The sequence below is a fragment of the Desulfitobacterium nosdiversum genome (genome assembly GCF_049860565.1).
GTDB classification, from domain to species: domain Bacteria; phylum Bacillota; class Desulfitobacteriia; order Desulfitobacteriales; family Desulfitobacteriaceae; genus Desulfitobacterium_A; species Desulfitobacterium_A nosdiversum.
Window position 1 is genome coordinate 3,086,712 of record NZ_CP172056.1, and the last position, 22,907, is coordinate 3,109,618.

The 22,907-nt window shown below is 39.4% G+C and carries 24 protein-coding genes; 5 read left to right on the top strand and 19 right to left on the bottom strand.

Annotated features, from left to right (window positions below):
* The first annotated feature begins 109 nt into the window (after window positions 1-109).
* A complete protein-coding gene (locus ACHOLT_RS14845) occupies window positions 110-1,504 on the top strand; it encodes a nucleoside kinase (protein WP_425802146.1) in 1,395 nt (464 codons plus the stop codon).
* A 75-nt stretch (window positions 1,505-1,579) separates the two neighbouring features.
* Here ACHOLT_RS14845 and ACHOLT_RS14850 read toward each other — a convergent pair whose 3' ends face one another.
* From ACHOLT_RS14850 to ACHOLT_RS14870, 5 genes are read right to left on the bottom strand one after another with little or no spacing between them, the layout of a single operon-like run.
* Complete coding sequence (locus tag ACHOLT_RS14850) at window positions 1,580-1,771, bottom strand: 2-hydroxymuconate tautomerase (protein ID WP_425802149.1); 192 nt, start codon at window positions 1,769-1,771, stop codon at window positions 1,580-1,582.
* A 15-nt stretch (window positions 1,772-1,786) separates the two neighbouring features.
* Window positions 1,787-2,128: a GIY-YIG nuclease family protein gene (locus ACHOLT_RS14855; protein ID WP_425802152.1), complete on the bottom strand. Its 342-nt coding sequence runs from the start codon at window positions 2,126-2,128 to the stop codon at window positions 1,787-1,789.
* A 4-nt stretch (window positions 2,129-2,132) separates the two neighbouring features.
* The gene (locus ACHOLT_RS14860; protein ID WP_425802154.1) at window positions 2,133-2,966 is read right to left on the bottom strand and encodes a menaquinone biosynthetic enzyme MqnA/MqnD family protein; all 834 of its coding nucleotides are present in this window, start codon (window positions 2,964-2,966) and stop codon (window positions 2,133-2,135) included.
* Window positions 2,967-2,981: 15 nt separating this feature from the next.
* On the bottom strand, window positions 2,982-3,737 hold the full coding sequence (locus ACHOLT_RS14865; protein WP_425802156.1) for a fumarylacetoacetate hydrolase family protein: 756 nt from the start codon (window positions 3,735-3,737) through the stop codon (window positions 2,982-2,984).
* Window positions 3,738-3,776: 39 nt separating this feature from the next.
* A complete protein-coding gene (locus ACHOLT_RS14870) occupies window positions 3,777-5,000 on the bottom strand; it encodes an MFS transporter (RefSeq protein ID WP_425802158.1) in 1,224 nt (407 codons plus the stop codon).
* A gap of 47 nt (window positions 5,001-5,047) precedes the next feature.
* Between ACHOLT_RS14870 and nth the strand changes: the two genes are divergently transcribed.
* Window positions 5,048-5,689: an endonuclease III gene (nth, locus tag ACHOLT_RS14875; protein ID WP_425802160.1), complete on the top strand. Its 642-nt coding sequence runs from the start codon at window positions 5,048-5,050 to the stop codon at window positions 5,687-5,689.
* Here nth and ACHOLT_RS14880 read toward each other — a convergent pair.
* Window positions 5,686-6,744, bottom strand: coding sequence for an HD-GYP domain-containing protein (locus ACHOLT_RS14880; RefSeq protein ID WP_425802162.1), 1,059 nt, complete (start codon window positions 6,742-6,744; stop codon window positions 5,686-5,688). The two genes, nth and ACHOLT_RS14880, sit on opposite strands and share 4 nt — an antisense overlap.
* Before the next feature lie 191 nt (window positions 6,745-6,935).
* Here ACHOLT_RS14880 and ACHOLT_RS14885 point away from each other — a divergent pair, with 191 nt between their 5' ends.
* Window positions 6,936-7,688, top strand: a complete 753-nt coding sequence (locus ACHOLT_RS14885; RefSeq protein WP_425802165.1) for a TSUP family transporter — start codon at window positions 6,936-6,938, stop codon at window positions 7,686-7,688.
* Between the two features lie 77 nt (window positions 7,689-7,765).
* Here ACHOLT_RS14885 and ACHOLT_RS14890 read toward each other — a convergent pair whose 3' ends face one another.
* The 13 genes from ACHOLT_RS14890 to ACHOLT_RS14950 all read right to left on the bottom strand — a co-directional run bounded on the left by ACHOLT_RS14890 (window position 7,766) and on the right by ACHOLT_RS14950 (window position 21,335).
* Window positions 7,766-8,860 carry a VanW family protein gene (locus ACHOLT_RS14890; protein WP_425802167.1) on the bottom strand — a complete coding sequence of 365 codons (1,095 nt, stop codon included), beginning with the start codon at window positions 8,858-8,860 and terminating at the stop codon, window positions 7,766-7,768.
* 41 nt (window positions 8,861-8,901) lie between these two features.
* The gene (locus ACHOLT_RS14895; RefSeq protein ID WP_425802170.1) at window positions 8,902-9,672 is read right to left on the bottom strand and encodes a PRC-barrel domain-containing protein; all 771 of its coding nucleotides are present in this window, start codon (window positions 9,670-9,672) and stop codon (window positions 8,902-8,904) included.
* Window positions 9,672-10,964, bottom strand: coding sequence for a hypothetical protein (locus tag ACHOLT_RS14900; RefSeq protein WP_425802173.1), 1,293 nt, complete (start codon window positions 10,962-10,964; stop codon window positions 9,672-9,674). Before ACHOLT_RS14900 ends, ACHOLT_RS14895 begins: the two co-directional genes overlap by 1 nt.
* 266 nt (window positions 10,965-11,230) lie before the next feature.
* Window positions 11,231-12,604, bottom strand: a complete 1,374-nt coding sequence (locus tag ACHOLT_RS14905) for a citrate transporter (protein WP_425802176.1) — start codon at window positions 12,602-12,604, stop codon at window positions 11,231-11,233.
* Window positions 12,605-12,724: 120 nt separating this feature from the next.
* The gene (locus ACHOLT_RS14910; RefSeq protein ID WP_425802179.1) at window positions 12,725-13,363 is read right to left on the bottom strand and encodes a YigZ family protein; all 639 of its coding nucleotides are present in this window, start codon (window positions 13,361-13,363) and stop codon (window positions 12,725-12,727) included.
* Between the two features lie 5 nt (window positions 13,364-13,368).
* On the bottom strand, window positions 13,369-13,767 hold the full coding sequence (locus ACHOLT_RS14915) for a thioesterase family protein (protein ID WP_425802182.1): 399 nt from the start codon (window positions 13,765-13,767) through the stop codon (window positions 13,369-13,371).
* 178 nt (window positions 13,768-13,945) lie between these two features.
* Window positions 13,946-15,823 (bottom strand): APC family permease, encoded by a 1,878-nt coding sequence (locus ACHOLT_RS14920; protein ID WP_425808089.1) that lies wholly within the window; start codon window positions 15,821-15,823, stop codon window positions 13,946-13,948.
* A gap of 377 nt (window positions 15,824-16,200) precedes the next feature.
* Complete coding sequence (locus ACHOLT_RS14925) at window positions 16,201-16,920, bottom strand: demethylmenaquinone methyltransferase (protein WP_425802185.1); 720 nt, start codon at window positions 16,918-16,920, stop codon at window positions 16,201-16,203.
* An 85-nt stretch (window positions 16,921-17,005) separates the two neighbouring features.
* Complete coding sequence (locus ACHOLT_RS14930) at window positions 17,006-17,287, bottom strand: winged helix-turn-helix transcriptional regulator (RefSeq protein WP_425802187.1); 282 nt, start codon at window positions 17,285-17,287, stop codon at window positions 17,006-17,008.
* A gap of 24 nt (window positions 17,288-17,311) precedes the next feature.
* On the bottom strand, window positions 17,312-19,312 hold the full coding sequence (gene feoB, locus ACHOLT_RS14935) for a ferrous iron transport protein B (RefSeq protein ID WP_425802189.1): 2,001 nt from the start codon (window positions 19,310-19,312) through the stop codon (window positions 17,312-17,314).
* Window positions 19,313-19,396: 84 nt separating this feature from the next.
* Window positions 19,397-19,657 (bottom strand): FeoA family protein, encoded by a 261-nt coding sequence (locus ACHOLT_RS14940; protein WP_425802192.1) that lies wholly within the window; start codon window positions 19,655-19,657, stop codon window positions 19,397-19,399.
* Window positions 19,658-19,829: 172 nt separating this feature from the next.
* On the bottom strand, window positions 19,830-20,135 hold the full coding sequence (locus tag ACHOLT_RS14945; RefSeq protein WP_425802195.1) for a zinc-ribbon domain containing protein: 306 nt from the start codon (window positions 20,133-20,135) through the stop codon (window positions 19,830-19,832).
* Between the two features lie 216 nt (window positions 20,136-20,351).
* On the bottom strand, window positions 20,352-21,335 hold the full coding sequence (locus ACHOLT_RS14950) for an asparaginase (protein WP_425802197.1): 984 nt from the start codon (window positions 21,333-21,335) through the stop codon (window positions 20,352-20,354).
* 146 nt (window positions 21,336-21,481) lie between these two features.
* Between ACHOLT_RS14950 and ACHOLT_RS14955 the strand changes: the two genes are divergently transcribed.
* Window positions 21,482-22,486, top strand: coding sequence for a glycosyl hydrolase family 18 protein (locus ACHOLT_RS14955; protein ID WP_425802200.1), 1,005 nt, complete (start codon window positions 21,482-21,484; stop codon window positions 22,484-22,486).
* A 57-nt stretch (window positions 22,487-22,543) separates the two neighbouring features.
* Entirely contained in the window at window positions 22,544-22,813 is a 270-nt protein-coding gene (locus tag ACHOLT_RS14960; protein ID WP_425802203.1) for a late competence development ComFB family protein, read from the top strand.
* Window positions 22,814-22,907: the final 94 nt, after the last annotated feature.

A 22,907-nucleotide genomic window follows, 5' to 3' on the forward strand; every position in this document is an offset into this window, starting at 1 on the left:
CTCCTACCAAGAATATACTCTTATTCGCTATACAGAGACATTTCTCCTTCTATAGGATACATCAATCCGTCGTTTTTCTCTATTCTTTTATTTAAAAGGAGGAACATGCATGAGCATTCCTGAAAATTCACATCGTCGTTATCGTCAAACTCTAATTTTATGGCTAATTCATAGTGTTAATCAATTATTCCCGAATGAACACTTAAAGATTCTTTACTCTATTCTTGATGGAATCTATTGTGAGTTTGCGGATTCTATGCTTTCTGTTAGAGAAGTTGCACGTATAGAAGAGTTCCTGAAAACCTGGGTTGCTGAAGATCATTTGCTCCCGTTTGAAGCAAAGGATGATGGTTTTTTCTATTGTAAGGTCAACGATCAAACCATAAAATCACTCTATCCTCCACTTGAACGAAGCGGACCCATGTATCCCTTCCGTCTTATTCATTATCCGCCAGGTTTTATTCTTCTTTTTTCAAATCCTGATCATCCTGAAAAATTAACTTCCTTTATCCCTCCTGAAAAATTAGCTGCGACTTTCTTGGAAACTCAACGCTGGAACGAAAATCTCCATTTTTCTGAAGTACAGGACGTTAATCAAATTATCGAAGAACAACGATCCCAAGAATTGATTTGTCTTGCTGAGGCACTTCATGAAAAAAAGGTATCCCTGATTGCTGACCGAATACTTGAACAACGTAAAAATGTACGAATCATTCTCATTTCAGGACCCTCTTCTTCAGGAAAAACAACGTTTGCACAGCGTCTCGCAACCCAGCTCCGGGTTAATGGTCTTAGACCTGTTGCCTTATCCTTAGATAACTATTTTTGTGCCCGCGAAGATACTCCGAAGGATTCAGAAGGGCAACCCGATTTTGAGGCCTTAGAGGCACTAGACCTGCCTTTACTGAATAACCACCTTCACGCACTTATTCACGGGAAAGAAATTGAATGTCCTATTTACGATTTTGAAAGCGGAAGGCGTAAAAATTACGGAACAATAATGAAACTCTCTCCGGATGAAATTCTTGTAATTGAAGGTATACATGGACTTAATCCACGTCTTCTTTCCTCGCTCGACCGTAATACAATTTTTAAAATTTATGTCAGTGCTCTTTTTCTAGTGAATATTGATACCTATAATCGAATTCCAACAACGGAAGTTCGTTTAATTCGTCGTTTAGTGCGTGATGATAAATTTAGAGGACTCCCACCGGAAAAAACGTTAAGCCAATGGCCTAGCGTCAGACGCGGAGAGAATTCCAATATTTTCCCTTATCAAGAAGAAGCCGATGTCATGTTCAATTCAAGTTTACTCTACGAACTAAATGCCCTCCGTTCATATGCTGAACCCCATCTTATTTCAATCCCTAAAGATCATCCGCATTATTCAACGGCTGATCATTTATTACGGCTTCTCAACCATTTTAGTCCTATTGATATTCATAAAGTTCCTTTTAACTCCATTCTTCGCGAGTTTATCGGTGGAGGAATCTATTCCCATTAAAAAGCAAGAGGCAATTCAAATGGATCTTTGAATTGCCTCTTGCTTTTTAATGTGTTTTACTCTGTAATGAGTATATTACTTATTCTTATCAACAGCGAGTTGCCCTGCAGTAGCATAATTTTCTTTGTTCATCTCACGAATGATAATCGAAATATTCTCCCGAGCAGCTCCGGCTGTTTCCATTATAGCCTCAGTTACTTTTTCTACCATAGCTTTTTTCTGTTCATAGGTTCGGCCTTCTAATAGTTCAATTTGTACGATCGGCATGTAAAATCCCCCTTTCTACTGCTTCATATGATTAGTGTACGTGTTATCGTTTACAGAATCAACTTGAATTGAAAAATTATAGCCTGCATGTATTGCCCACTCTTCGATTTTCAAAGGATCTCGAATGAGTTCTTCTTTTAGAACCTTTGGAATTTTTTTCAGGCCAGCTTCTAAACGAAGCGCTTGACTCCAATTTGCGACCTGCCAAGATTGCATGAGCTGAACGGGGGTTCGGCTCCGAGTATATTTAGCTCCTTTTCCATCATTATGCGCCTGAATTCGTCGAGTTAGGTCTGTCGTAGCCCCTGAGTATAGTGTCTGATCCGCACACCGGAGAATATAAACCCAGCAGCCCATGATCTTATTCCCTCAAACCCAAATCTTCCGGCCAGATTAAAATTTCCGGTTGTTCCTCAAGTTGACCATATTTAACACAATACTCAAAATAACGGCTGAGTCCTCTCTGAAGTTCTGAATCCAAAGTATAGCTAAACTGATTAAAGTAATCAACCCAAAAATCAGACGTTGCCCCAAGCATTTGAACGCATGTATTAACAATCTCATCCATATGATTAAGCGCTTTATTTCGGCCGCTTATTAACAACTCATGAATATTACGAATCTCTTCACCTTTTTCATGAATTAGATATTTAGGATAAGCCCATACAGAGAATGTCATAGGACACCCCGTCTGCCGGAACCATTCCTCGCCTAAGTCAATGATTTGTGCCTCAGGCTTAGATAACGAGGCTTGAATTGCTTGATCTGCAATGAGCAGTCCGGCATCGGCTTCAGCCATCATTTCAGATAGACCTGCATCCATAATCACATATTCAGGCATACAGTGGTAGAATTCCTTAAGAATAATTTTAAGTAAATTTACAGAGGTTGCTGAATGACTTGTGAGAGCTACTTTTCTCCCATCCAATTCCTTTAATGGATATTTAGTAAAGAGAAGAATAGAACCGACCCGGCCTTTGGTTGATACCGAAAGATCGGGTAAAATCGCGTAGTCTCGCCAATGTTCACCATACGAAAACGCACTGATTGGTGCTAGATCAATTTTTCCTTCAGCCAACAATTTGTTGTGTGTTGTCGGCTGACCAATAACCCAGTCTAAATCAGGATTTCCTTGAGAGAGAAAATAAAACATGGGAAGCATATTTGTGTTCTGATTATGCCCTATACGAAGCAAAATAACCCCTCCTGACTAACGGATACGATTACGCAATTCGCCAATTCCTTCAACTTGAACGGCTATTTCATCTCCTGATTTCATGGGACCGACCCCCTCCGGCGTACCTGTCAAAATTACGTCTCCAGGCAGCAATGTCATAACCTGAGAAATAAAGCTGACTAGCTTAGCGACAGGGTTAAGAAAATTTCGTGTATTCGAAGATTGCTTCACCTGACCGTTAAGAAGTGCCCGAATATCTAAATGGCTCGGATCAAGATCGGTAACAATCCATGGTCCAATTGGACAAAACGTATCAAAGCTCTTTCCTCTTGTCCATTGTCCATCCTTCCGTTGAAGATCACGTGCTGTAACATCATTTCCGCAGGTATATCCAAAAATATAGTCAAATGCCTTTTCTTCCGAAATATCTTTTGCAGTTTTACCAATAACAACGGCTAACTCAGCTTCGTGATCAACCTGCCCGCTGATTGCCGGAGAAATAATCTCTGCCTCTGGTCCAATAACGGATGTACTTGGCTTAATAAAAATAATCGGGGCTTCGGGTCGAGTATTTCCAAATTCCTCAATATGTTTGGCATAGTTTAACCCAATACATACAACTTTACTTGGATGAACAGGGGCTAATAACTGAACTTCTGATAACTGTAAAATTCGACCCGTAGGTTTATTCTCTTTGTCAAGGAATGAGCGATCTAAAACCGATATTTTTTCCTCTTTTAGCATACCGAATTGGGTCGATCCCTCATGTATAAACCGAATGTATTTCATTCTAACCTCTCCTTTCGATTCTTTCACAGATGAAAGCAATCAACTCCCTATTCGACTTTCACAAACAAATTCCTTCTCATAATTTCCGAACATGTGCCAATAAAATAGACTTGCTGATAAATAGGGCAATGCGGTTAGGAAAATACGGACTCTGTAACCCATTATTCCCGTAGGCCATCCCCTGATACTTGCCCTTAAGGCTCGACTCAAATTTTGTGCCATACTTACGAGGCTGGATACGGCGTTTTGTGGCTTTAACGGTGTTATCTCCATAGTAAAGCTTCCGCTAATCGGGGGATTCATATTCATTAATACATTGCGAAGCAAAAAAGAGAAAATGACGATGCTTAATGACTGGGGCAAAGCGATCATAAGGAGAAGAGGGATCGATAGAATTTGAAAAAACACAACGGATTTAACTTTTCCTAAAGAACGCATTAATAACGGAGCGAGTAAACCTGCCAAAGCTATTCCTGCTTGAGATACTGACATCACCGTACCGACAAGTGCCAATGGGGCTTGCAGCTTCTGGGAGAGAAATATGTTAAAAAAAGGTATAACCAAACCTGCACCCAGTCCGATTTGAAAATTATAAATAAAAACATCCCTCGCAACTTTAAAGGTCTTTAGAGTACTCCAGTACTTTTGAATACTTATTCTTTTTTTCATTGTGCTCTGACCGATAGATACTTTTCCGTGTTGTCTCATAAAAGCTGCAAATATCACACCAATTCCAGGTAAAATAGAGAAAAGGAATAAACTCCAATAAGAAGATATGTATTCTGGGAGTTTTCCTGCCAACAGACTTCCGAAAACGAGAGCAGCTGTCGTTAACGAAAAATTAAGGCTGAAAAGATAAGGCTGGGTATTTCGATCGCTGTTATCGGCGAGAAGAGGCAGTGTAACCGCAGCAAACATACCTTGTCCCATTCCAAAAAGCAATGAGAAAAAAACCGTTGCCTGGCCAATTGGCGAAAGAACCTGTCCGGCAAGTCCGCAACTAGTACAGATTAGTGCTATAATTAAAACATTCTTCTTCCCCCAGGTATCTGCTAAAATTCCAGCTGGGAGAGAAAACACTCCATTTGCGAGAAGGCCAACGGAAAGTACATATCCCAGAAAGGCTTCGCTATGACCGGAATTCATAAGAGTTATTCCAAATAAGATGTTAAACGCGCCTGTCCCAAGTGATTGCAGAAATGAAGCCGCCAGAAAATAGTGTGCGTTTCGAGAAAAAGTGCTAGCCCCATAAGCCCATTTCATTCCTTACACCTGCTTAAAACTATTTCAGAAAAGAAAGGAGCCTCCCTTTGAAAAATCATCGGCAAGCCCCATCCCAAATAATTTTTGAGCTTCTAGAACAAACTTATCCAGACGCTCATTGCGAATTGAATTTCAATAATCCTTTTCAATTGCTTATCGCTACTATACTTAGCGCTCAGGCCACAGATCGGAAAGTCAATCAAATTACAGAACGTCTTTTTCAAAAATATACTACTCCACAAGATTTACTTTCAGTGTCTCAAGAGGAGTTCGAAAAAGAAATCAAAGAAATCGGACTCTATCATAATAAAGCAAAAAATATCTTAGCAACCTGTAGAATATTGGTTGAAAAATACGAAGGTCAAGTTCCGTGTGATTTTGACGCATTGACAGAGCTGCCCGGTGTAGGCAGAAAAACAGCGAATGTAGTCCTAAGCAACGCCTTTGGTATTCCTGCATTAGCTGTTGACACGCATGTTCTGCGCGTATCGAACCGCTTAGGGCTGGCCACCGGGGACAATCCAGATCTTGTCGAAGAGCAATTAAAAGGCATACTTCCAAAAGAAAATTGGAGTTTCGCCCATCATCTTTTAATATGGCATGGACGAAGAACCTGTCTTGCCCGTAACCCTAAATGTCAGCAATGTCCTTTACTTTCCCAATGTCATGAACATCAAGCAAAAAATTAGCTTAACACCTCAGTAATAAAGATAGTACGGCATTCAATCATATCATATTCTTTCCCTTTATTTGAATTCGGATCTGTATCATCAAAAACACGAACGACTGGTCGAGCAGGCATGCTCAAATTTTGATCAACTACGACCCCAATCTCCCCTGTGCTAAGACGTACTGTTATACCTGTTGGATAAGCCGCAATATTTCTTAAAAATAAACGAACAGGTTCTAATGGGAAATATTTACCGACTAATCCCATAAGAATTTCACACGCTTCATAAGGCATAACCCGTTTCATTCCACTATTATCCGACGTCAGTTTGTCAAAAAGATCTGTGATTGCAACGATTTGCGCCAGGGGATGTATCTCCCCTTCTTTCAGTTGACGCGGATATCCGGTTCCATTAACATTTTCATGATGTTGAAAAGCAATATGAGCAACAACCAAACTAAAATCTTTACGTTTTCGAAGTTCTTCAAAACCAAAAAATGTATGTTTTTTCATTTGTTCCATTTCTTGTGATGAAAGATTTTCGGTTCTATTGATTAACTGAGGATCAAGCTGCATCTTGCCAATATCATGAAGCAAAGCCCCAATCGCTAAGGTCTCCAATTTTTCTTTATCCAAGAGCATAGCTTTACCTAAAACTACTGAAAGAACACAAACATTAACCAAATGAGCAAACATCTGGTTATCCCGACTTCGAATATCCATTAGACTGACTAAAATATCTTTTTTAAATAAGATCTGCTCAACAATGTTGCCTACTATCCTTTTTAATTCAAATCCATCTAAATCTTTGCCTAGCCGTACCGCTTGGGAGCTCCGCTCAATAAGATCCATCGCTTCCCAACGTTGTTCCTCCGTAATAACATCTTCAACGACAATATCGTCAAAACGATCATCTTCAATATAAACAATTGATATTCCCATATCCCTTAGTTTGCTAATAAATAAGGGAGTAAGCTTAACCCCTTTTCCGAGCAAGACTCTACCCCTACTTGAATAAATCGTTTTACCGAGTACATCACCAATTTTTAAATTATTTACACCAATTTGCCTCACTCGGTTGGCCCCTTCCTTGTGCTATCCCTTTTATTCTCTTACTATTTATCCTACATCATTTTTATAAGGAATTAAACGTCTATCAGTTGATTATTAATAATTCTAACGGCTAAAAATTTATTTTAAATTCGACAAAAAAATTATTCTATTAGTATTTTTATTCTGCTAATAGGTTGAATGGAGCAAAGAGAATGTTTTCACAGCTTCTAATCGTCTGTAGTTTAGGTTTTATTGCCGCAGCGGTGGATGCAATCGCCGGAGGCGGAGGCCTCATCAGCCTGCCGGCTCTCTTATTAATTGGAATTCCACCTCATCTTGCTTTAGGAACAAACAAATTTGCAGCAACTCTCGGAGCTTTAAATAGTTCCTTAACCTTTGCCCGTTCAGGAAAAGTATATATTCCTCTTGTTAAATGGCAAATCATCTTTACTTTTTTAGGGGCAAGTTTGGGTGTTATTTCAGTTCTCCACATCACTTCTGATTTTCTAAATAAAGTTGTTCCTGTACTTATCCTGTTCGTCGGGCTTTATACTTTATTCCATAAAGATCTGGGTATTCACTCAGAATTCAAAGGTTTAACACCTAAAAGCTTAATATTAGGTTTCCTTTTTGCCTTAGCACTCGGTTTTTATGACGGCTTTTTCGGACCTGGAACAGGCTCCTTCTTAATCTTCCTTTTTATCACATTATTTGGCTTTGATTTTATAACTTCCTCAGCCAATGCTAAAGTTTTGAATTTCGTTAGTAATTTCGTATCTCTGATTCTTTTCGCATGGAACGGTAAAATTTTATATACGTATGGAATCCCTATGGCAATCTTTATGTTAATTGGATCATGGGTAGGCACAAAACTCGTACTCAAAAAAGGAGCCCGCTTAGTTAAACCTATTTTTATTACAATCTCCCTAGCTGTTGCTGCTAAACTTATTTATCAATCTTTTTAGGCTGAAAAGCTACAAAAAGTGCACCTCCAAATATTAAATGTATTCAACATTTGGGGTGCACTTTTATTTTTGGCAGCTTACTTTAATTCAATAGATCCATCGTCAGCAGGTCTTATCGGATAACCTTCAGGTTCTGCAAGAACTGGATGTTCTTTATCTGCAAGTCCATAAATGCGTATGCGAAGCCAGTTCGGGCCTGTTCGCACATCAAGATAAAGATAATTCTGAGAAGTATTACGAAAACGAAAATCTAATAAACCATAAGCTACAGTGGCATCCTCTCCTTTGGGAACATATGTTACCGGCAAAGAATGCGTATTCCGTTCCAATATCTGAAGATGTGACTGCAGAGCCGTATGATAAAGTGTACTAGAATCCTGACAGATTCCTCCGCCATCATCTAAAACAACTTTTTGATCTACAAAGGTATAAGCCGGCAAATATCCAGTTTCTCTAGCCCGTTTACCCACAACTTGATTAAAAGAGAATTCTCCATTTGGGGCAATTAGCTGGCCATTTAATGCCTTAGCCGCTAAACGTACGTTATTTGTTCTTTCCTCTTGGTCTGGATTAAAATATGTCGTATAGTCACCCAGTTTATCCTTAATCTTCCTTAGATCTGATTCATTGGGTGCAAGATTCTGAACATTTACAACCAAGGGAACAGTTTTAGAGCCTTCGCTTTGGTTAAGACATTCCCATGATTTAGGGACATCCACTGTAATACTTGGTGAGCCTGCCTGAACAGTAAACTTTCCATTCTTCATTTGTATATTCGCTGCCTGTCCCTTTTGGTTGATCTGCTTTGCTATGCTTTCCAACTGAGGCATAACTTCCTTTTGATCCAATCGATCAGGAGATAATTGTTGTACCCCCATTCTTTTTAGATAAGTTAACGCATTATCCCACCAAAACTTACTATCCGGCCGTAATTTTAGATTAAGCCACTCACTTAAATTCTGTTTTGACTGTGTTATTGTCAGAGGATAACTCTCATCTTTATACGAAACCTCGTATGGAATTTCTTTTTCAAGTTGGTCATAGCCTTCTGCAAGGCTTAAACCGGATAGATCTTTTCCCCAAACCTGAAAACCTTGAGGGATTTTAGCATAGTCCAAAGCATAAGTCAGCGAGCTCGCCAATGAAATGGAAATAACCACTTGTAACGACAAAACCCCAGAGATTAAAAGCAATTTGCGATTTCTCATAAGACTTAATTTTTATGTAGATATGATGTAATTTCCATCAGTTTACTACGTGATGTTATCTTGCGTATAACTTCCTCAGTCATCGGCTCGCCTGCTCTTAGAATTTCACCGCTATCCAGCTCAATGTCTTTGTCTACTGTCTTACCAAAGAAATATTGCAGTTGACGTTGTTCAAAGAGATTAAACTCCGTTGCAGCCTCATCCTCAGGGTTTATGGAAGATTCATCCCCGGTAAATTGTTCTGTTGCTAATACTTCTGTCGGCTGAAAGCTGCTTTGATTGATTTGAACTTCTACGGTCTTATTGTCATAATCCTCTGTATCAATAATTAAAAGCTCTTTTCCGAAGGTAATAATCTGTTGTGAAGACGCTTCACGACTATTTCCGTCAGAACCGGTGAAAATACAGGCTGAAATTTTACCTGTTTCCTCATCTATAAGGTATTCTTGGACTTCTCCGATTAAACTTCCCTTCTTTGTTAAAACCTTAGTTCCGATAACTGTTACATCTTGTTTTAACAAATCTTGAACCGCAGTGTTTTGGGAAACATCTTGAATTATCTGCGGATCTGAAATAGTTACCGCAAATTCACCTAAGCCAATGATATCATTAAATGAAATGACCTTAGCCCCAAAATAATCAGTAGGTTGATCAATAATAAAAAAATCCAAGCTGCCTGTTTGCGGGTTTAAAACTAAATCTTTAATAATCCCTACTTGCGTTCCATCGGCTATGCTTATAATCCGCAGTCCTTTAATTTCCTTACTGGCTTTCATCAGATTATTCCTTCCTTCTCATAATTAGATAAGTGAATCTCATTTTCGACAAGCCATTTCGCTAGGCGATCTTGCCATACTTTAGGTGCTTTGTTTTCAAATTTATTGATAAAAGGCACAAGCTTCAACAATGCAGCTTCTTTTAAATTAACTGATTTCCAAAGCCCATAACTATCAGTGATTAGATAATAAGCTATATCTGGAGCCGGTTCAGTTTTCAGCGCAAAATAAAAATAGTCAGCCGCCTGTTGATATTCTTCGCGTTCTTTCGCTTCAAAGCCTTTCTCTACAAGTTGTTCAAAACTTAAACTAGGTGTTTCAATTTTAATTGGTTCCTCTAATAAGGTAGAAATCCAATTATTTTGTTCGACCTCTACATTAGGCCAAGGCTCAATCACTAACTCCGTTTTAAGTTTTACCTCAGGCTCAACTTCGTGTTCTTCTTCAAGCTCGGCTTCAGGTTCTTCCTCAAGCTCCACTTCAGGTTCTTCCTCAAGCTCCACTTCAGGTTCTTCCTCAAGATCTACATCGGGTTCTTTCTCAAGCACTACTTCAGGTTCTTCCTCAAGCTCTACTTCAGGTTCTTCCTCAAGCTCGGCTTCAGGTTCTTCCTCAAGCTCGGCTTCAGGTTCTTCCTCAAGATCTACATCGGGTTCTTTCTCAAGCTCTACTTCAGGTTCTTCCTCAAGCTCCACTTCAGGTTCTTTCTCAAGCTCCACTTCAGGTTCTTTCTCAAGCTCGGCTTCAGGTTCTTCCTCAAGCTCTACATCGGGTTCTTTCTCAAGCTCCACTTCAGGTTCTTCCTCAAGCTCCACTTCAGGTTCTTCCTCAAGCTCTACTTCAGGTTCTTCCTCAAGCTCTACTTCAGGTTCTTCCTCAAGCTCTACTTCAGGTTCTTCCTCAAGCTCTACTTCAGGTTCTTCCTCAAGCTCTACTTCAGGTTCTTCCTCAAGCTCATCTTCAGGTTCTTTCTCAAGCTCCACTTCAGGTTCTTCCTCAAGCTCCACTTCAGGTTCTTCCTCAAGCTCATCTTCAGGTTCTTCCTCAAGCTCATCTTCAGGTTCTTTCTCAAGCTCCACTTCTGGTTCTTTCTCAAGATCTACTTCGGGTTCTTTCTCAAGATCTACTTCGGGTTCTTCCTCAAGTTCGTACTTAAGTTCTTCTTTAGGATCTAAATTCAGTTCTATCTTAGGTTGTGCATTTAATAATTTATTTTTCTTTAGACCCTGAATCGTCATTTGTTTACTTAGGATGATTACAATACCCGGAAGAAGTAAAAAGCCTCCAGTCATTAAAGCCCAGGTAAAAAGACGATCTGATCGTAGAAAGTAAGGAAAACTAAACGCATCTCCCCAAGTTAAAAAAGAAATAATGAACCCTTCAATAGGCTTAAATCCCCAAGATGATGATTTAAATATTAAAACGAGGAAAAACGGAAGACTAACAATCGTAACAATTAATCCATATTGGAAAATCCCGCTCCCCTCCTTGTCCTGAATAACTTAACATGTATTCGACAGTTAATGCAGTTTTTCCTTCTCTTTTCTTAGAGCGAAGCTTAAATCCTCAACATGGTAAAAAGAAAAGCTGTTCCAATAGCCACAATGTAGCATGGCAACGTAAGCCGAAATAAATTATTAGAATCCACCTCTGTTACAGCCGCAGTTACTGCACTGAAACCCCAAGGAATAAGAGCTGCTCCAGTCCAGATCCCAACTACCTGACCCAACACAGCAAACGGAATAGGGGACAAATGAGCAGCCTGTGACAGAGCTATAGATATTCCCCCTATAAGAGGCAGGGAAGAAAATCCCGAACCATCCATTGCGCCTAATATAGCCATCATTATTATAAATCCGCCGACCGTCCACTTACTCAAAGGAATGATTTCTGAGAGGCGATAAGCAAAATCACTAAAAATTCCAAATCCGTCAGCATGTAAAATTTGTTGGTATCCTGATTTCGTCCCTAAAAAGAAAAAACTCGACATAATCACAATCGGAACAAAAATTCCTATCGAGAAACGAAATCCCTGTTTTAGATATTCTACAAAACTTACAAAGGCTTTACGTTGGTCCTTAATGATTACTCCGATACACAGAATTAAAAAGGTACATCCACCTATTAAAGCACTTGCTGCATCTCCACGGATTTTAAAAAAAATCATAAAAAACAACATTATACCATAACTCAAAATAACAATTAAAGCAATGATCTTAGAATTATGCATGCTCTCTAATTTCTTTAAGCCTTTTGCACCTTGAATCGTTTCCTTTTCACTAGGAGGTAATGCATCTTCAGGAAGATCTAATCTTATCTTAATAAGGAAACTGCCTGTGGTTACAGCGAATAATCCACTGATTAATACTACAGGAATAGAAGCATTAACAAGGATCGCCACTGGAATCCCGGTTGCCTTGCTTAATAAGGTTGGCGCCCCTTGAATTATATAATCACCAGATAGACCCATTCCTTCACCGAATAAGGTTAAACTTAAGGCCAATCCTATTGGGTTTACCCCCACTTTTTTTAAGGCAGGAACAATTACTGCTCCCAGCAGGCTTATTGCAGGTGTAGGCCAAATTAAGGAAGTTAATCCCCACATTGTAATTCCGACCAGCCAGTATACTGAATTTATCCGCTTTAAACGCAGTAAAGGGCCTACAATAACTTGATCCGCCCCTGAATCTTTAAGTAATTGAGTTAACCCTACAACAACCCCGATTAATAAAATAATGGATAAAAGATTTTCTGCTGCCAAACTCAACGCTCGAAATGAAATTTGAATAGCCCCAATAGGCTCCTTTGAATGCACAAGCCCTACTGCAAATAAGCCAATAGCAGCCGCTAAAACAGGAGGTTTCCTCCAGACTAAGGTAAAGACTATGATTAAAACAAAAGCTAAGAATATCCAATGAGTCAGTGTTATCAAGCAATAATCACCTTCTTTGATATCTAGTTTTGCTTTTCTCTCAAAGAACTATGCTAAAGAAAAAGAGAATAAACATACGAATATATTTATCCTCTTTCCAAGTGCTTATTAAAAGATCTTCTATAAACGAGGCCCTAAAGATTCTGCGCGGAGAACGCTATCTTTTGCCTGACAGATGATTTGGTTTCCTGTAAACTCAGCTAACCATTCTACGAAGTGATGCCGATCTACCCATGGAATAAAAACCTCAATCCTGACTGTCTCAGAAAATTCCTCGTTTCCTGTCAACCAATTATTTTGACGGAACTGATATTTTAAAGGTTCATACCAATCATAAGATGCTTCTACTTCATAAACAGCATGCGGAATTAACTTACTCACTTCAGTCTGATCCAGAAGTTGACGTGCTGTTCCTCCGTAGGCACGGGTCAGCCCCCCAGTACCCAAAAGGATCCCTCCAAAGTAGCGAACAACAACAACTAAAACATCCCATAATTCACGAAATTGAAGAACATCTAAAACGGGTCTCCCGCCAGTCCCTTGAGGCTCACCATCGTCCGCTGATCTTTCAAGATTTCCTTCATGCAAGCGATATGCATAAACATAGTGGCGAGCATTTGGGTATAGCTGCCTTGCCTTTTCTAAGTTCAGTGCAACTTCTTGAGTGCTTTTAACGGGGAATACTAGAGCAATGAACCTCGATTTATCGATAACCTGCTCCGAATGTCCTTCTTCAAGAATCGTTAGATAACTTACCAAATTAACTACTCCTGATTCTTAGCTTTTAATTCAGCCTTTTTTAAAAATTGATCCTTTTTAATAATAAATCGTTCATGACGACCTGTTCCGATTTTTTCAACTTCATCATAAGCATTCACTTCAAATATCAGCCGGCGGCGATCAATTTCAACAAGCTCTGCCTCAGCCCAAACTCGCATACCAACCGGTGTTGCCGCTAAGTGTTTAATATCAAGGGCAGTCCCTACACTCGAATCCTCAGGATTAAGAACAAGAGCATTTACTGCTGCTCCTTCCATCAAGCCAATTAGAGCAGGAGTTGCAAAAACATCAACTAAGCCGCTTCCCAAGCTTTTAGCTGTATTTTTTTCTGTAACGATGGTTTCAGCCTTCCCTTTTAATCCGATTCGAAGTTCTGCATTCACGTGTTTTAGCCCCCAATCTTATTCACTGGAATTCTTTATTTGTATTTTAACATAAATCGTTAGAAATATTGCATGATCATTAACAATAATAAAAGCGCTGTTTGACTTGTTCAGTTAAAACAACGCTTTCTTATTCTATTGATCTCTTATTAATTTCTAATTAACTTCTACAAATTTCTCAACTCTTTTTGATGGCATCAGTTTGGGGATGATAAGGTACGCTTGTAACAAGAACACTTTTCTTCAAGAGAATCATTAATTTCATGAGCTGACCCGTTTGATTATGCAATAGATTATGCCATATCTTTTCCGGAACATATTCTGGTATTACAACAGTTATCGTATCATAATTAGTCTTGCTTTCAAATTTATTCAGGAATAAGAGAAAATCATGAACCAATGCCCGATAAGGGGAATCAACGATTTGCAGGGGAATCTCAATATGGTTTTCTGACCAATGCTTGAGCAGTTTAGACGCTCGTTCCGGATCAGAGGCAACATGTACAGCCAAAACTTGCGGAGTTAACGAATATGCATATTTAAAAGCTTTGAGAACCATCAGGTTTAAATCATAAACAGGAATGATAATTTTGTTTCGGTATTCAGATATCTCGGCATGAGCTCTGCGCCGTTTAACAATAGCAACATGCTTTTGAAAATCTGCAAGTGCTTCTGGAGTGACATTAAGGTTATGGATTTCGCCGCGATAAACGCTTTTAATCCCTCTGAAAAGGAGAACAAGGAGTGGCATAACAATCAAAATAATCCAAGCACCTTGTGTAAATTTCGTAATAATAAAGACTAAAAAGACAAGAAAAGAAAGCGCTCCGCCAAAGGCAAAGATCGCAAAATCCGACATCCAATTCTTTGCTCTCTCCTTCCAAGCATGCAGAGCTAAACCCGTACCTGTTAAAGAGAAGGACAAAAGTACTCCAATCGCATATAACGGAAGCATCATATGAGTATCCCCATGGAATATAACGATGAGAAAAATAGAAATGAAAAAGAGGGTCCAGATCCCTACACTATAAACCAAACGGTCACCGAGATTTTTAAAATACCGGGGTGCACTTCCATCACGTGCCATCAAACTTAATAAAATCGGGAAACCGGCAAATGGAGTATTGGCCGCAATAACGAGAATTGCTGCCGCCGTTACCATTAATGTATAGTACGGTAAAGTGTTACCGAAAACAATCCATCCCAATTGGTTTAAAGTTGTATTTCCTTGACCCGGAACAATATGATATGCAGAGGCTAAGAAGGAAAGTCCCAAAAGCCCTATAGCAACTAACAGAGATAATGTAAACAAAGTGCTAATAGCCCGTTTTTGAGCGGGTGCTTTAAAAGCTGTTACACCATTGCTAACCGCTTCAATACCTGTTAAAGCTGTCGTTCCGCCTGCAATTGCTCGAGCAAAAATAAACCATGTGACAGACGACGCATTCGTTTGAACAAGATGTTGAGGAACTTGTGGAGTTACACCATAGATTAAGATTTCAACAAGTCCTGTTCCTATCAAAACAAGAAGACTCACGATATAGAGATAAACTGGAATTGCAAATAAACGGGCTGATTCCTTTAAACCGCGTAAATTGATCCAAGCCATAAACATAATAACCAAAATGTCTGCAGCCACTTTATGAGGAGTTGCAGCCAGCCATGGTATAATTCCAGTCAGATTTTCAATAGCGGAGCTAACGCTAACAGCAACTGTAAGAATATAGTCTACAGATAATGCTGCACCCGCAATAAAACTTGCTGTTTCACCCAAATGAGCATGAGCAATGGTATAGGAACCTCCACCTTGAGGATATTTCTGAATAGCTTTGCGATAAACTAAAAAGATACTGGCCAATAAAACAACAATAACGATAGAGACTTTCATCATGTAGGCATACCCAAGAGATCCCGCCAAAAGCAAGATATAAAGAATCTCGTCAGGAGCATACCCTTCCGAAGAAATAAGATCAGAACCAAAGATTGGGATTCCTCCCAGAACACCTAATTTTGAATGCTCCGCATATTGGGTTGCTAAAGGATGTCCAAAAATCACTGTACGCAATTTTAACCAAAAAATGCGGTTATTATTGTTAAGCATGTTAGTGTCTTACCTGCCTTTTTTTGATGATGATCATTTTTCAGCAACTTATTTTTCATTGTTGCCTTTAATATTGCCTTAGCCTATTTATCTTACCTAATATAGAACAAAGTGATTCTACATGTGTTTTGAAATCTTGTCGAGTGTATTAAATGTCTGCGCATACGATTAGTATTCCATTCAGGACAAAAAAAAGAACCCTACAGGGTTCTCTTGCATCTTATTATCTATTATCTCTGTTTTTTAAGCTTTTTCATAAAATGATTGATCTTAAAAGCTTATATTTTACAATTTGATTGTTTAAAAGCTATTTGGATTTATCAAAAAAACTCTCAACTCAGTTTTCGTCCGCTGACTATTGCTACAACACCACCAAACAAGTTTTGATAACGAGTTTCAATTAAACCACTTCGTTCAAATATCCGTGCCAGTTCTTGCTGTGCAGGAAACTCCACAGTTGAATCATGAAGGTATTGATAAGCCTTAGCCTTTCCGGCCCATACTTTACCCATCCAGGGAACTAATTTTTCAAAATAAAGCCAATAGCCCTGTTTAAAAACGGGTAGTGTTGGCTTAGCCATATCCAATGAAACAACCACGGTCCCAGGTTTTACCACCCTTATCATTTCACGAATTCCTTGTTCAAGATCCGGAAGATTTCTCAGTCCCCATCCAACAGTTGCACCATCAAACGTATTTTCCTCAAACGGAAGATTCATAGCATCCCCTTGAAGTAAATGTATTACAGGTTCAAAAGAAGATTGCGAAATATTATCTTTAGCCCTTTCCAACATTTTTTCGGAAAAATCAAGGCCAGTTACTTTACCTGTTACTCCAACCGTTTCTGCAAGTTCCATGGATAGTTGACCCGTTCCACAGCAGACATCCAGAATATGCATTCCCGCTCTAGCTTCAACGGTATAAACTGCCTTTCTTCGCCAGCCTTTATCTAAGCCAAAACTCATTAACGTATTCATTAAATCATACCGTTTAGCAATAGAATTAAACGTCTCCTGAACATACGTTGCTTTATCTTTCCCGGAAAAATCCATTTTGTCTGATCCTCGCTTTCAATATCCCCTGAGTAGATTGTAAGGGATTAAGGATTCATTGTCTATCTTATCCTAAATCATAAGTTTATTGCGCATCTTTTCCCCGTTCGGTAACAGACCATGAGTATAGATTTTCTAAAGACGTCTTATATTTCTGACACGAGTCTCCTTGTTTAAACAAACAACTTGAACAGCTTTCTGTCGAACAGGAAGTGAAAGCAAGGTCTTTTTTCTCAATGTAGCCCATTCTCTCGAGTTGATCCAGTGAATTTTGTACTTTTTGTATTGTCCATCCCAATTTTTGAGCCATTTCAGTCATGGCTAAGGTTTGCCCTTGATCAATCAAATTTAAGACCTCTTTAAGCATATCTGCCTCCCATAAAACAATATATCAAAATCCTAGAGAATGACCTAATTGAAGTACTAACCAACCCACGCTAAAACTCAAAAGAAGATTATAAAGGATCCCAAAACTCGTCCAGCGCCAATCTCCGATTTCTTTGTGCATTGTCACAACTGTCGCCAGGCATGGAATATAAATCATATAGACAACTAAAAAAGTCAATGCACCTAACGGTGTCATTGCGCCGGTCATTGTTTGAGCAATAGATTGAGGCGTGTCAGAATTAACTCCATAAAGTATTCCTAAAGTGGATAACGTCGTCTCTTTTGCTGTAAATCCAAAAAGAATAGCAACCATAATACGCCAGTCAAATCCCAAGGGATTTCCAATAACCGCAAGTCCATTCCCCAATTTTCCAGCCCAGGTTTGTTCCATAGGTACATCAGCCGGAAATGAACTTAAGGTCCAAATAATAATGGATGCAACTAAAATAAATGTCCATGCTCTTTTCATAAATGAATACGTTTTTTGCCAAGCAGGAAGTAAGCTATTGCGAAAAGTAGGTCTATGATACAAGGGGAGCTCCATGACAAATGCCGTTTTATCGGTTCGAATCACTGTGTTTCGCAACAAATAGGAAGAAAAAACAATGAGCAGAAGGCTCAATCCCAAAAGGCTTAGCATTACAACAGATCCGCGTCCCCCCGGAAAAAACGCAGCTACAACAGCACTCATCACCCCAATTCGCGGAACACATGGGATTAACGGATTAAGAAGAATTGTAATCATTCGGTCTTTTTGGTTTTCAAGAGTCCGAGTCGCCATAATACCCGGGACATTACAACCATAGCTTGATACGAAAGAGAAAAAGGATTTACCATGAAGCCCCATTAATTGCATAAGTCTGTCACCAAGAAAAGCTGCCCGGGCAAGATAACCGCTATCTTGAAGAATGGAGTAAAAAACAAAAAAGATTCCAATTTGCGGGACGAAACCAAATACAGCACCCACTCCCGCAAATATTCCATCCCGAATTAAATTTTGCAGGATCTCCGGTGCTCCTACTCCTTTTAAAATAGATACAGTAATTCCTGCCGCTCCAGCCATTATTCGTGAGATAAGATCTCCTAAGGGAGCACTTGCAACAAACGATACCCAAAAAACAATAAGTAAAATTCCAACGAGAATAGGATAACCCCAAAGGGGGGATAAGGCCCATCGATCTAACTTCTCTGTCCAGCTGGCCTCCCTATTCTGGTCAAACTGAACAAATTCAGGCAAAAGTGAGGCAATGAAAGAATATTTAGCGTCCGTAATAGCCATTTCAAGCTTTGCTTGATTCCAGCCTTCTTCTTTCCAATTTTGAAGAAGCCTCTGAATAGCTTCCGTAGGAACCTCACCAAGCGCTTGGTCACCCTCCATAAATTTTAAAGCGAGCCACCGATGTGGAAAAAGAAATTGAGAATTTTGATCCTTTAATGTCTCTTCAATTGCATTTATTTTGTTTTCTAATTCCTTAGGGTATTCCATTTTTATAGGTTTTGGAGTTTCTGTCATCTGACCTGTTCGGATCGCTTCAAGTAAAAGTTCCTTAATCCCCTTTTTTTGTGAAGCAATCACCTCAACTACTGGAAGGTTGAGGACCTTGCTCAATTTTGAGGCTGAAAGAATAATACCTGAAGAAGCGGCTAGATCCATCATATTTAAGCCAATAACAACACGAGGTGTCAATTCCGCAATTTGCAGCAGAAGATATAAATTTCGCTCAATATTTGATGCATCAAGCATTGCTATAACAACATCCGGTTTTTCTTGAAGGATATATTCACGGGTTACAATTTCCTCTTGGGAATACGCAGTTAAACTATACGTTCCTGGAAGATCTATCAACTCGATAGTCCAGTCCTCAAATTTTAAATATCCTGCTTTATGTTCAACCGTTTTACCAGTCCAGTTCCCGACCTGTTGATTTAAACCGGTCAAATTATTGAAAACCGTACTTTTACCGACATTAGGATTTCCGACAAGAGCGATTTTCATGTTATGCATTTAGTCTCTCCTTCTCGATTCAACCTATATTTCTATCTATTATCAAATATTTTAAGGCTGCAAATTATTCTCAATAAGTTGCTTTTAAAGCTCTGCGCATAATCGCTCCGTGTCATTGATCCGTTCCACAATTATTTTTTCGCACTCTGTTCGCCTCATTGCTAAAAAATATCCTTTGATCCGGATTTGCATAGGTCCTCCCCACGGGGCTGAGCGGATTACTTCCACTTCAGTACCTGGAACAAGCCCCATATCCATCATTCGTCTTCGCAGAACGCCCTGATCCAGAACAGTTTTTACTCGAGCTTTTTCTCCCGGAAGGAGTTGGGTAAGTGAACAAGACATATGCGCCCTCCTTCATTGATAATCATTCTCAACGTATAGGTATAATTAGCAATTGATATTGGCTCTCATCTATAAGTTACAACTTGATTCTTAATATGTCAATGGATAAAAAAAGAAAGGCCAGAATTAATTCTGGTCTTTCTTTTTTACGTTTTATTTATTCGTTAAAGAATTAATAACGACGCATTGATTGATAGCAGTCACGGCAATAAACCGGTTTTTCGCCAGAAGGTTGGAATGGAACTTCCGTTTCAACCCCGCAATTGGAACAAGTAGCTGGGTACATTTGACGTTGTGGACGAGCTCCGAATCCGCCGCTTCTTCTTCCACCGTTTTGTGCTTTGCGAGCCGCACGGCAAGAAGGGCAACGTCCCGGTTCGTTTTCAAATCCTTTTTCAGCATAAAATTCTTGTTCACTTGCAGAAAAAGTAAATTCTTGGCCACAATCGCGGCAGGTTAAAATTTTGTCTTGAAACACTAAGGTTTCCTCCTTAATTTGGGTAGTTTTCTCTCAGTTTGATCTCTGCGCAAACTCCCAATCCAGACGACCCAAATAAGGGTAAACTTAGGATTTTCAAGATTTTGCAAAGTAACCTTACGAGTAATTTAAGTATAGCAAATCCTTTAACATAAATCAAACGTATACTTAATCCATTTTTAAAATTTAGCAAAATTTATTTAATTCTCCCAATACCTATTGAACACCGCCACGAGCTAAGATTTCCTTAATATTCTTCAGCTCTAGACCTTTTCCAATAGCAATACTCATCAAAAGACGAACTTTCTCCGTTGAAAGATCTGAAGCAAACCACACCCCTGCCGTTTCCAAATCTGCTCCTCCCCCCGGATAACCGTAGTTCGGTGCAGTTCTGCCGAATAAGCAGCGAGAGGTAACTACAACAGGTATTTTTCGGGCAATAAGTTGGCAAATTGTTGGTACGAGTTCAGGAGGTAAATTTCCTCTTCCAAAAGCTTCAATAACTATACCTTCAGTCTTTTCATCAACAAAACACTCCAGCAAACGAGGAGACATTCCGGTAAAAACTTTACATATCGCTATCTTCGCAAGGCGTTCAGGAATACCTAACTTCACCGAGGGTTCTGGTTTGCGGTGCCAAGTAACTTCCTCATTATCTATCCCTCCCAACGCGCCGCTTTCTCCCGAGTTAAAGGCATCAACATGACTTGTATGCAGCTTTCGAACATCTCTGGCAGCATGAATTTTTTCATTCAAAGCAATGACTACCCCTCGTCCAACTGCTTGTGGGTTTTTGGCTATTAACATTGCATTTCGTAGATTTCTAGGTCCATCCGAATCGCGTTCAGAAGCGTCGCGCTGAGACGCCGTAAGAATTATTGGCCGTTCATCATAAATTGTAAGATCCAAAAAGTAGGCGGTTTCTTCTAATGTATCTGTACCATGGGTAATAATTACTCCGCTTAAAGTGGGATCCTGAAAACTATGGTTTACAATCTGAGCAAGCTCTTTCATTTTCACGGGTGACATATTACAGCTGGCAACATTACTGAAATCGATAACCTCCCACTCCGTACTTTGGCTGAGGCTGGGGAGGCTTTCCAATAAATCATAACCGCTCACCGCCGGAACTACTTTTCCGTTTCTATCCTTGTGCATAGCAATCGTTCCGCCTGTTGCAACTAAAAGCACTTTTTCCAACTAAATTCCTCCTAAATTACTGCCAATGAATAGGAAACACTAACCCATATTTTACTACTAGAAAAGAGGAAAAGTGAAACTCTTTTCCTTCATATTATCTTCATATTATAATATAGATCAATTTTAGGGCAAGCGGAGGGATGCGTATGGCGACACCAGTTTGGGTCACATCGGCAAGACGTTTACTGGAAAAGCGGGTTTGGATACTTGGGTATACTGCTGCGGACTATCCTGAGGATAATCGTTCTTTAGATTCCATTCGTCAACATCATTCACATCTTGATACAATTGCCCATTTTGCCTATCGCTTAGATGACGATGCTACCCTTCAAGGAGATTATCCTCGCCTTGTCAATACATGTTTTGATTATGGAGTATCCCCCTTAATTCTCATTCACAATTTTAACGGTCAAATCTTTGACCCTTTGCCTTTAAGAACACTTCTTTCCTCTCCTTCGCTTCAGGAACGATTTATACAAGATTTACTTAATCTAATGCCTAATGGAGTGGCAGGTGTGCATATCGATTTTGAAGCACTTGAAGTCTCATACCGTATAGCCTATAATTCTTTTCTCGAATCTCTTTGTAACTCTCTTCATGCAAAGGGTCTTCTCTTAACGATTGCTGTTCCAGCCAAACGATCAGAATGGGAATCTCCGGGTTATGACTTCTCCGCAATTGGTCAAACATGTGATGCAGTTACACTGATGACTTATGATGAACATTATTCAGGAGGAACTGCAGGTCCCATTGCTTCCTTGCCTTGGATGACAGAGGTTTTAGACTATGCACTTCAATTCATCCCCCACCAGAAAATTCTAGTCGGAATACCCGTTTATGGCTATGATTGGTTTAAAGGTAAAGCCAAAGTCATTCCCATGAAGGATATTCCTTCCCTTATTTCACAAACTGGAGCACGACTTCTTTGGTCTGATCCAGACGTTGAACCTTATTTTTACTATTGGATAGGACGTGATCGTCACACGGTTTGGTTCGAAAGCGAATTATCGGCTAAAATACGCCTTGGTTTTGTTAAAAGCTATCGTATTCGCGGAATTGCAATTTGGCGTTTGGGCTATGAAACAAATCGTTTCTGGCAAGCTGTCAGCACCATACTTAATAATAAGAAAATACTAAAATGGCTTGTTTAATATCTTAATAATTCGTATTATTACACTAAAGGTAGAAATATATGGAGGGGAATTTAAATGTATGAATTAAAAAACTATATGGAACCTGTTGTTCGTCAAGCACTTAAGGAATACACAGCTAAAGTCACATTGCCCTGTACCTGTGAACGCTGTATTGCAGATATTACAGCCATGGCCTTAAATCAATTACCCGCTAAATACTATGTTTCTTTAAAAGGAGAAATTCTGACCCAATGGGAAACCCAATCTCTTCCTGACCAAGCTCGAGTTCTGGCGGCAATTATTAGAGCAGCCAAACAAGTCGAATCTACCCCTTCTCATTCCTAAAGCCTTTTTAATCGGCATTAAGGGCAATAAAAAGGCTGAGTAAAATTACGATAACAACTGCCAGCACCCTGAATGGAGTATTTATTGCATTTTG

Coding starts and splice junctions, on each gene's coding strand:
- ACHOLT_RS14855 (WP_425802152.1), bottom strand. CDS start 2,128: ATGGGCTGCTGGGTTTATATTCTCCGGTGTGCGGATCAGACACTATAC.
- ACHOLT_RS14960 (WP_425802203.1), top strand. CDS start 22,544: ATGTATGAATTAAAAAACTATATGGAACCTGTTGTTCGTCAAGCACTT.
- ACHOLT_RS14850 (WP_425802149.1), bottom strand. CDS start 1,771: ATGCCGATCGTACAAATTGAACTATTAGAAGGCCGAACCTATGAACAG.
- ACHOLT_RS14865 (WP_425802156.1), bottom strand. CDS start 3,737: ATGAAATACATTCGGTTTATACATGAGGGATCGACCCAATTCGGTATG.
- feoB (WP_425802189.1), bottom strand. CDS start 19,312: ATGCATAACATGAAAATCGCTCTTGTCGGAAATCCTAATGTCGGTAAA.
- ACHOLT_RS14895 (WP_425802170.1), bottom strand. CDS start 9,672: ATGAAAGCCAGTAAGGAAATTAAAGGACTGCGGATTATAAGCATAGCC.
- ACHOLT_RS14925 (WP_425802185.1), bottom strand. CDS start 16,920: ATGGATTTTTCCGGGAAAGATAAAGCAACGTATGTTCAGGAGACGTTT.
- ACHOLT_RS14940 (WP_425802192.1), bottom strand. CDS start 19,657: ATGTCTTGTTCACTTACCCAACTCCTTCCGGGAGAAAAAGCTCGAGTA.
- ACHOLT_RS14885 (WP_425802165.1), top strand. CDS start 6,936: ATGTTTTCACAGCTTCTAATCGTCTGTAGTTTAGGTTTTATTGCCGCA.
- ACHOLT_RS14955 (WP_425802200.1), top strand. CDS start 21,482: ATGGCGACACCAGTTTGGGTCACATCGGCAAGACGTTTACTGGAAAAG.
- ACHOLT_RS14870 (WP_425802158.1), bottom strand. CDS start 5,000: ATGAAATGGGCTTATGGGGCTAGCACTTTTTCTCGAAACGCACACTAT.
- ACHOLT_RS14845 (WP_425802146.1), top strand. CDS start 110: ATGAGCATTCCTGAAAATTCACATCGTCGTTATCGTCAAACTCTAATT.
- ACHOLT_RS14930 (WP_425802187.1), bottom strand. CDS start 17,287: ATGCTTAAAGAGGTCTTAAATTTGATTGATCAAGGGCAAACCTTAGCC.
- ACHOLT_RS14900 (WP_425802173.1), bottom strand. CDS start 10,964: ATGACTGGAGGCTTTTTACTTCTTCCGGGTATTGTAATCATCCTAAGT.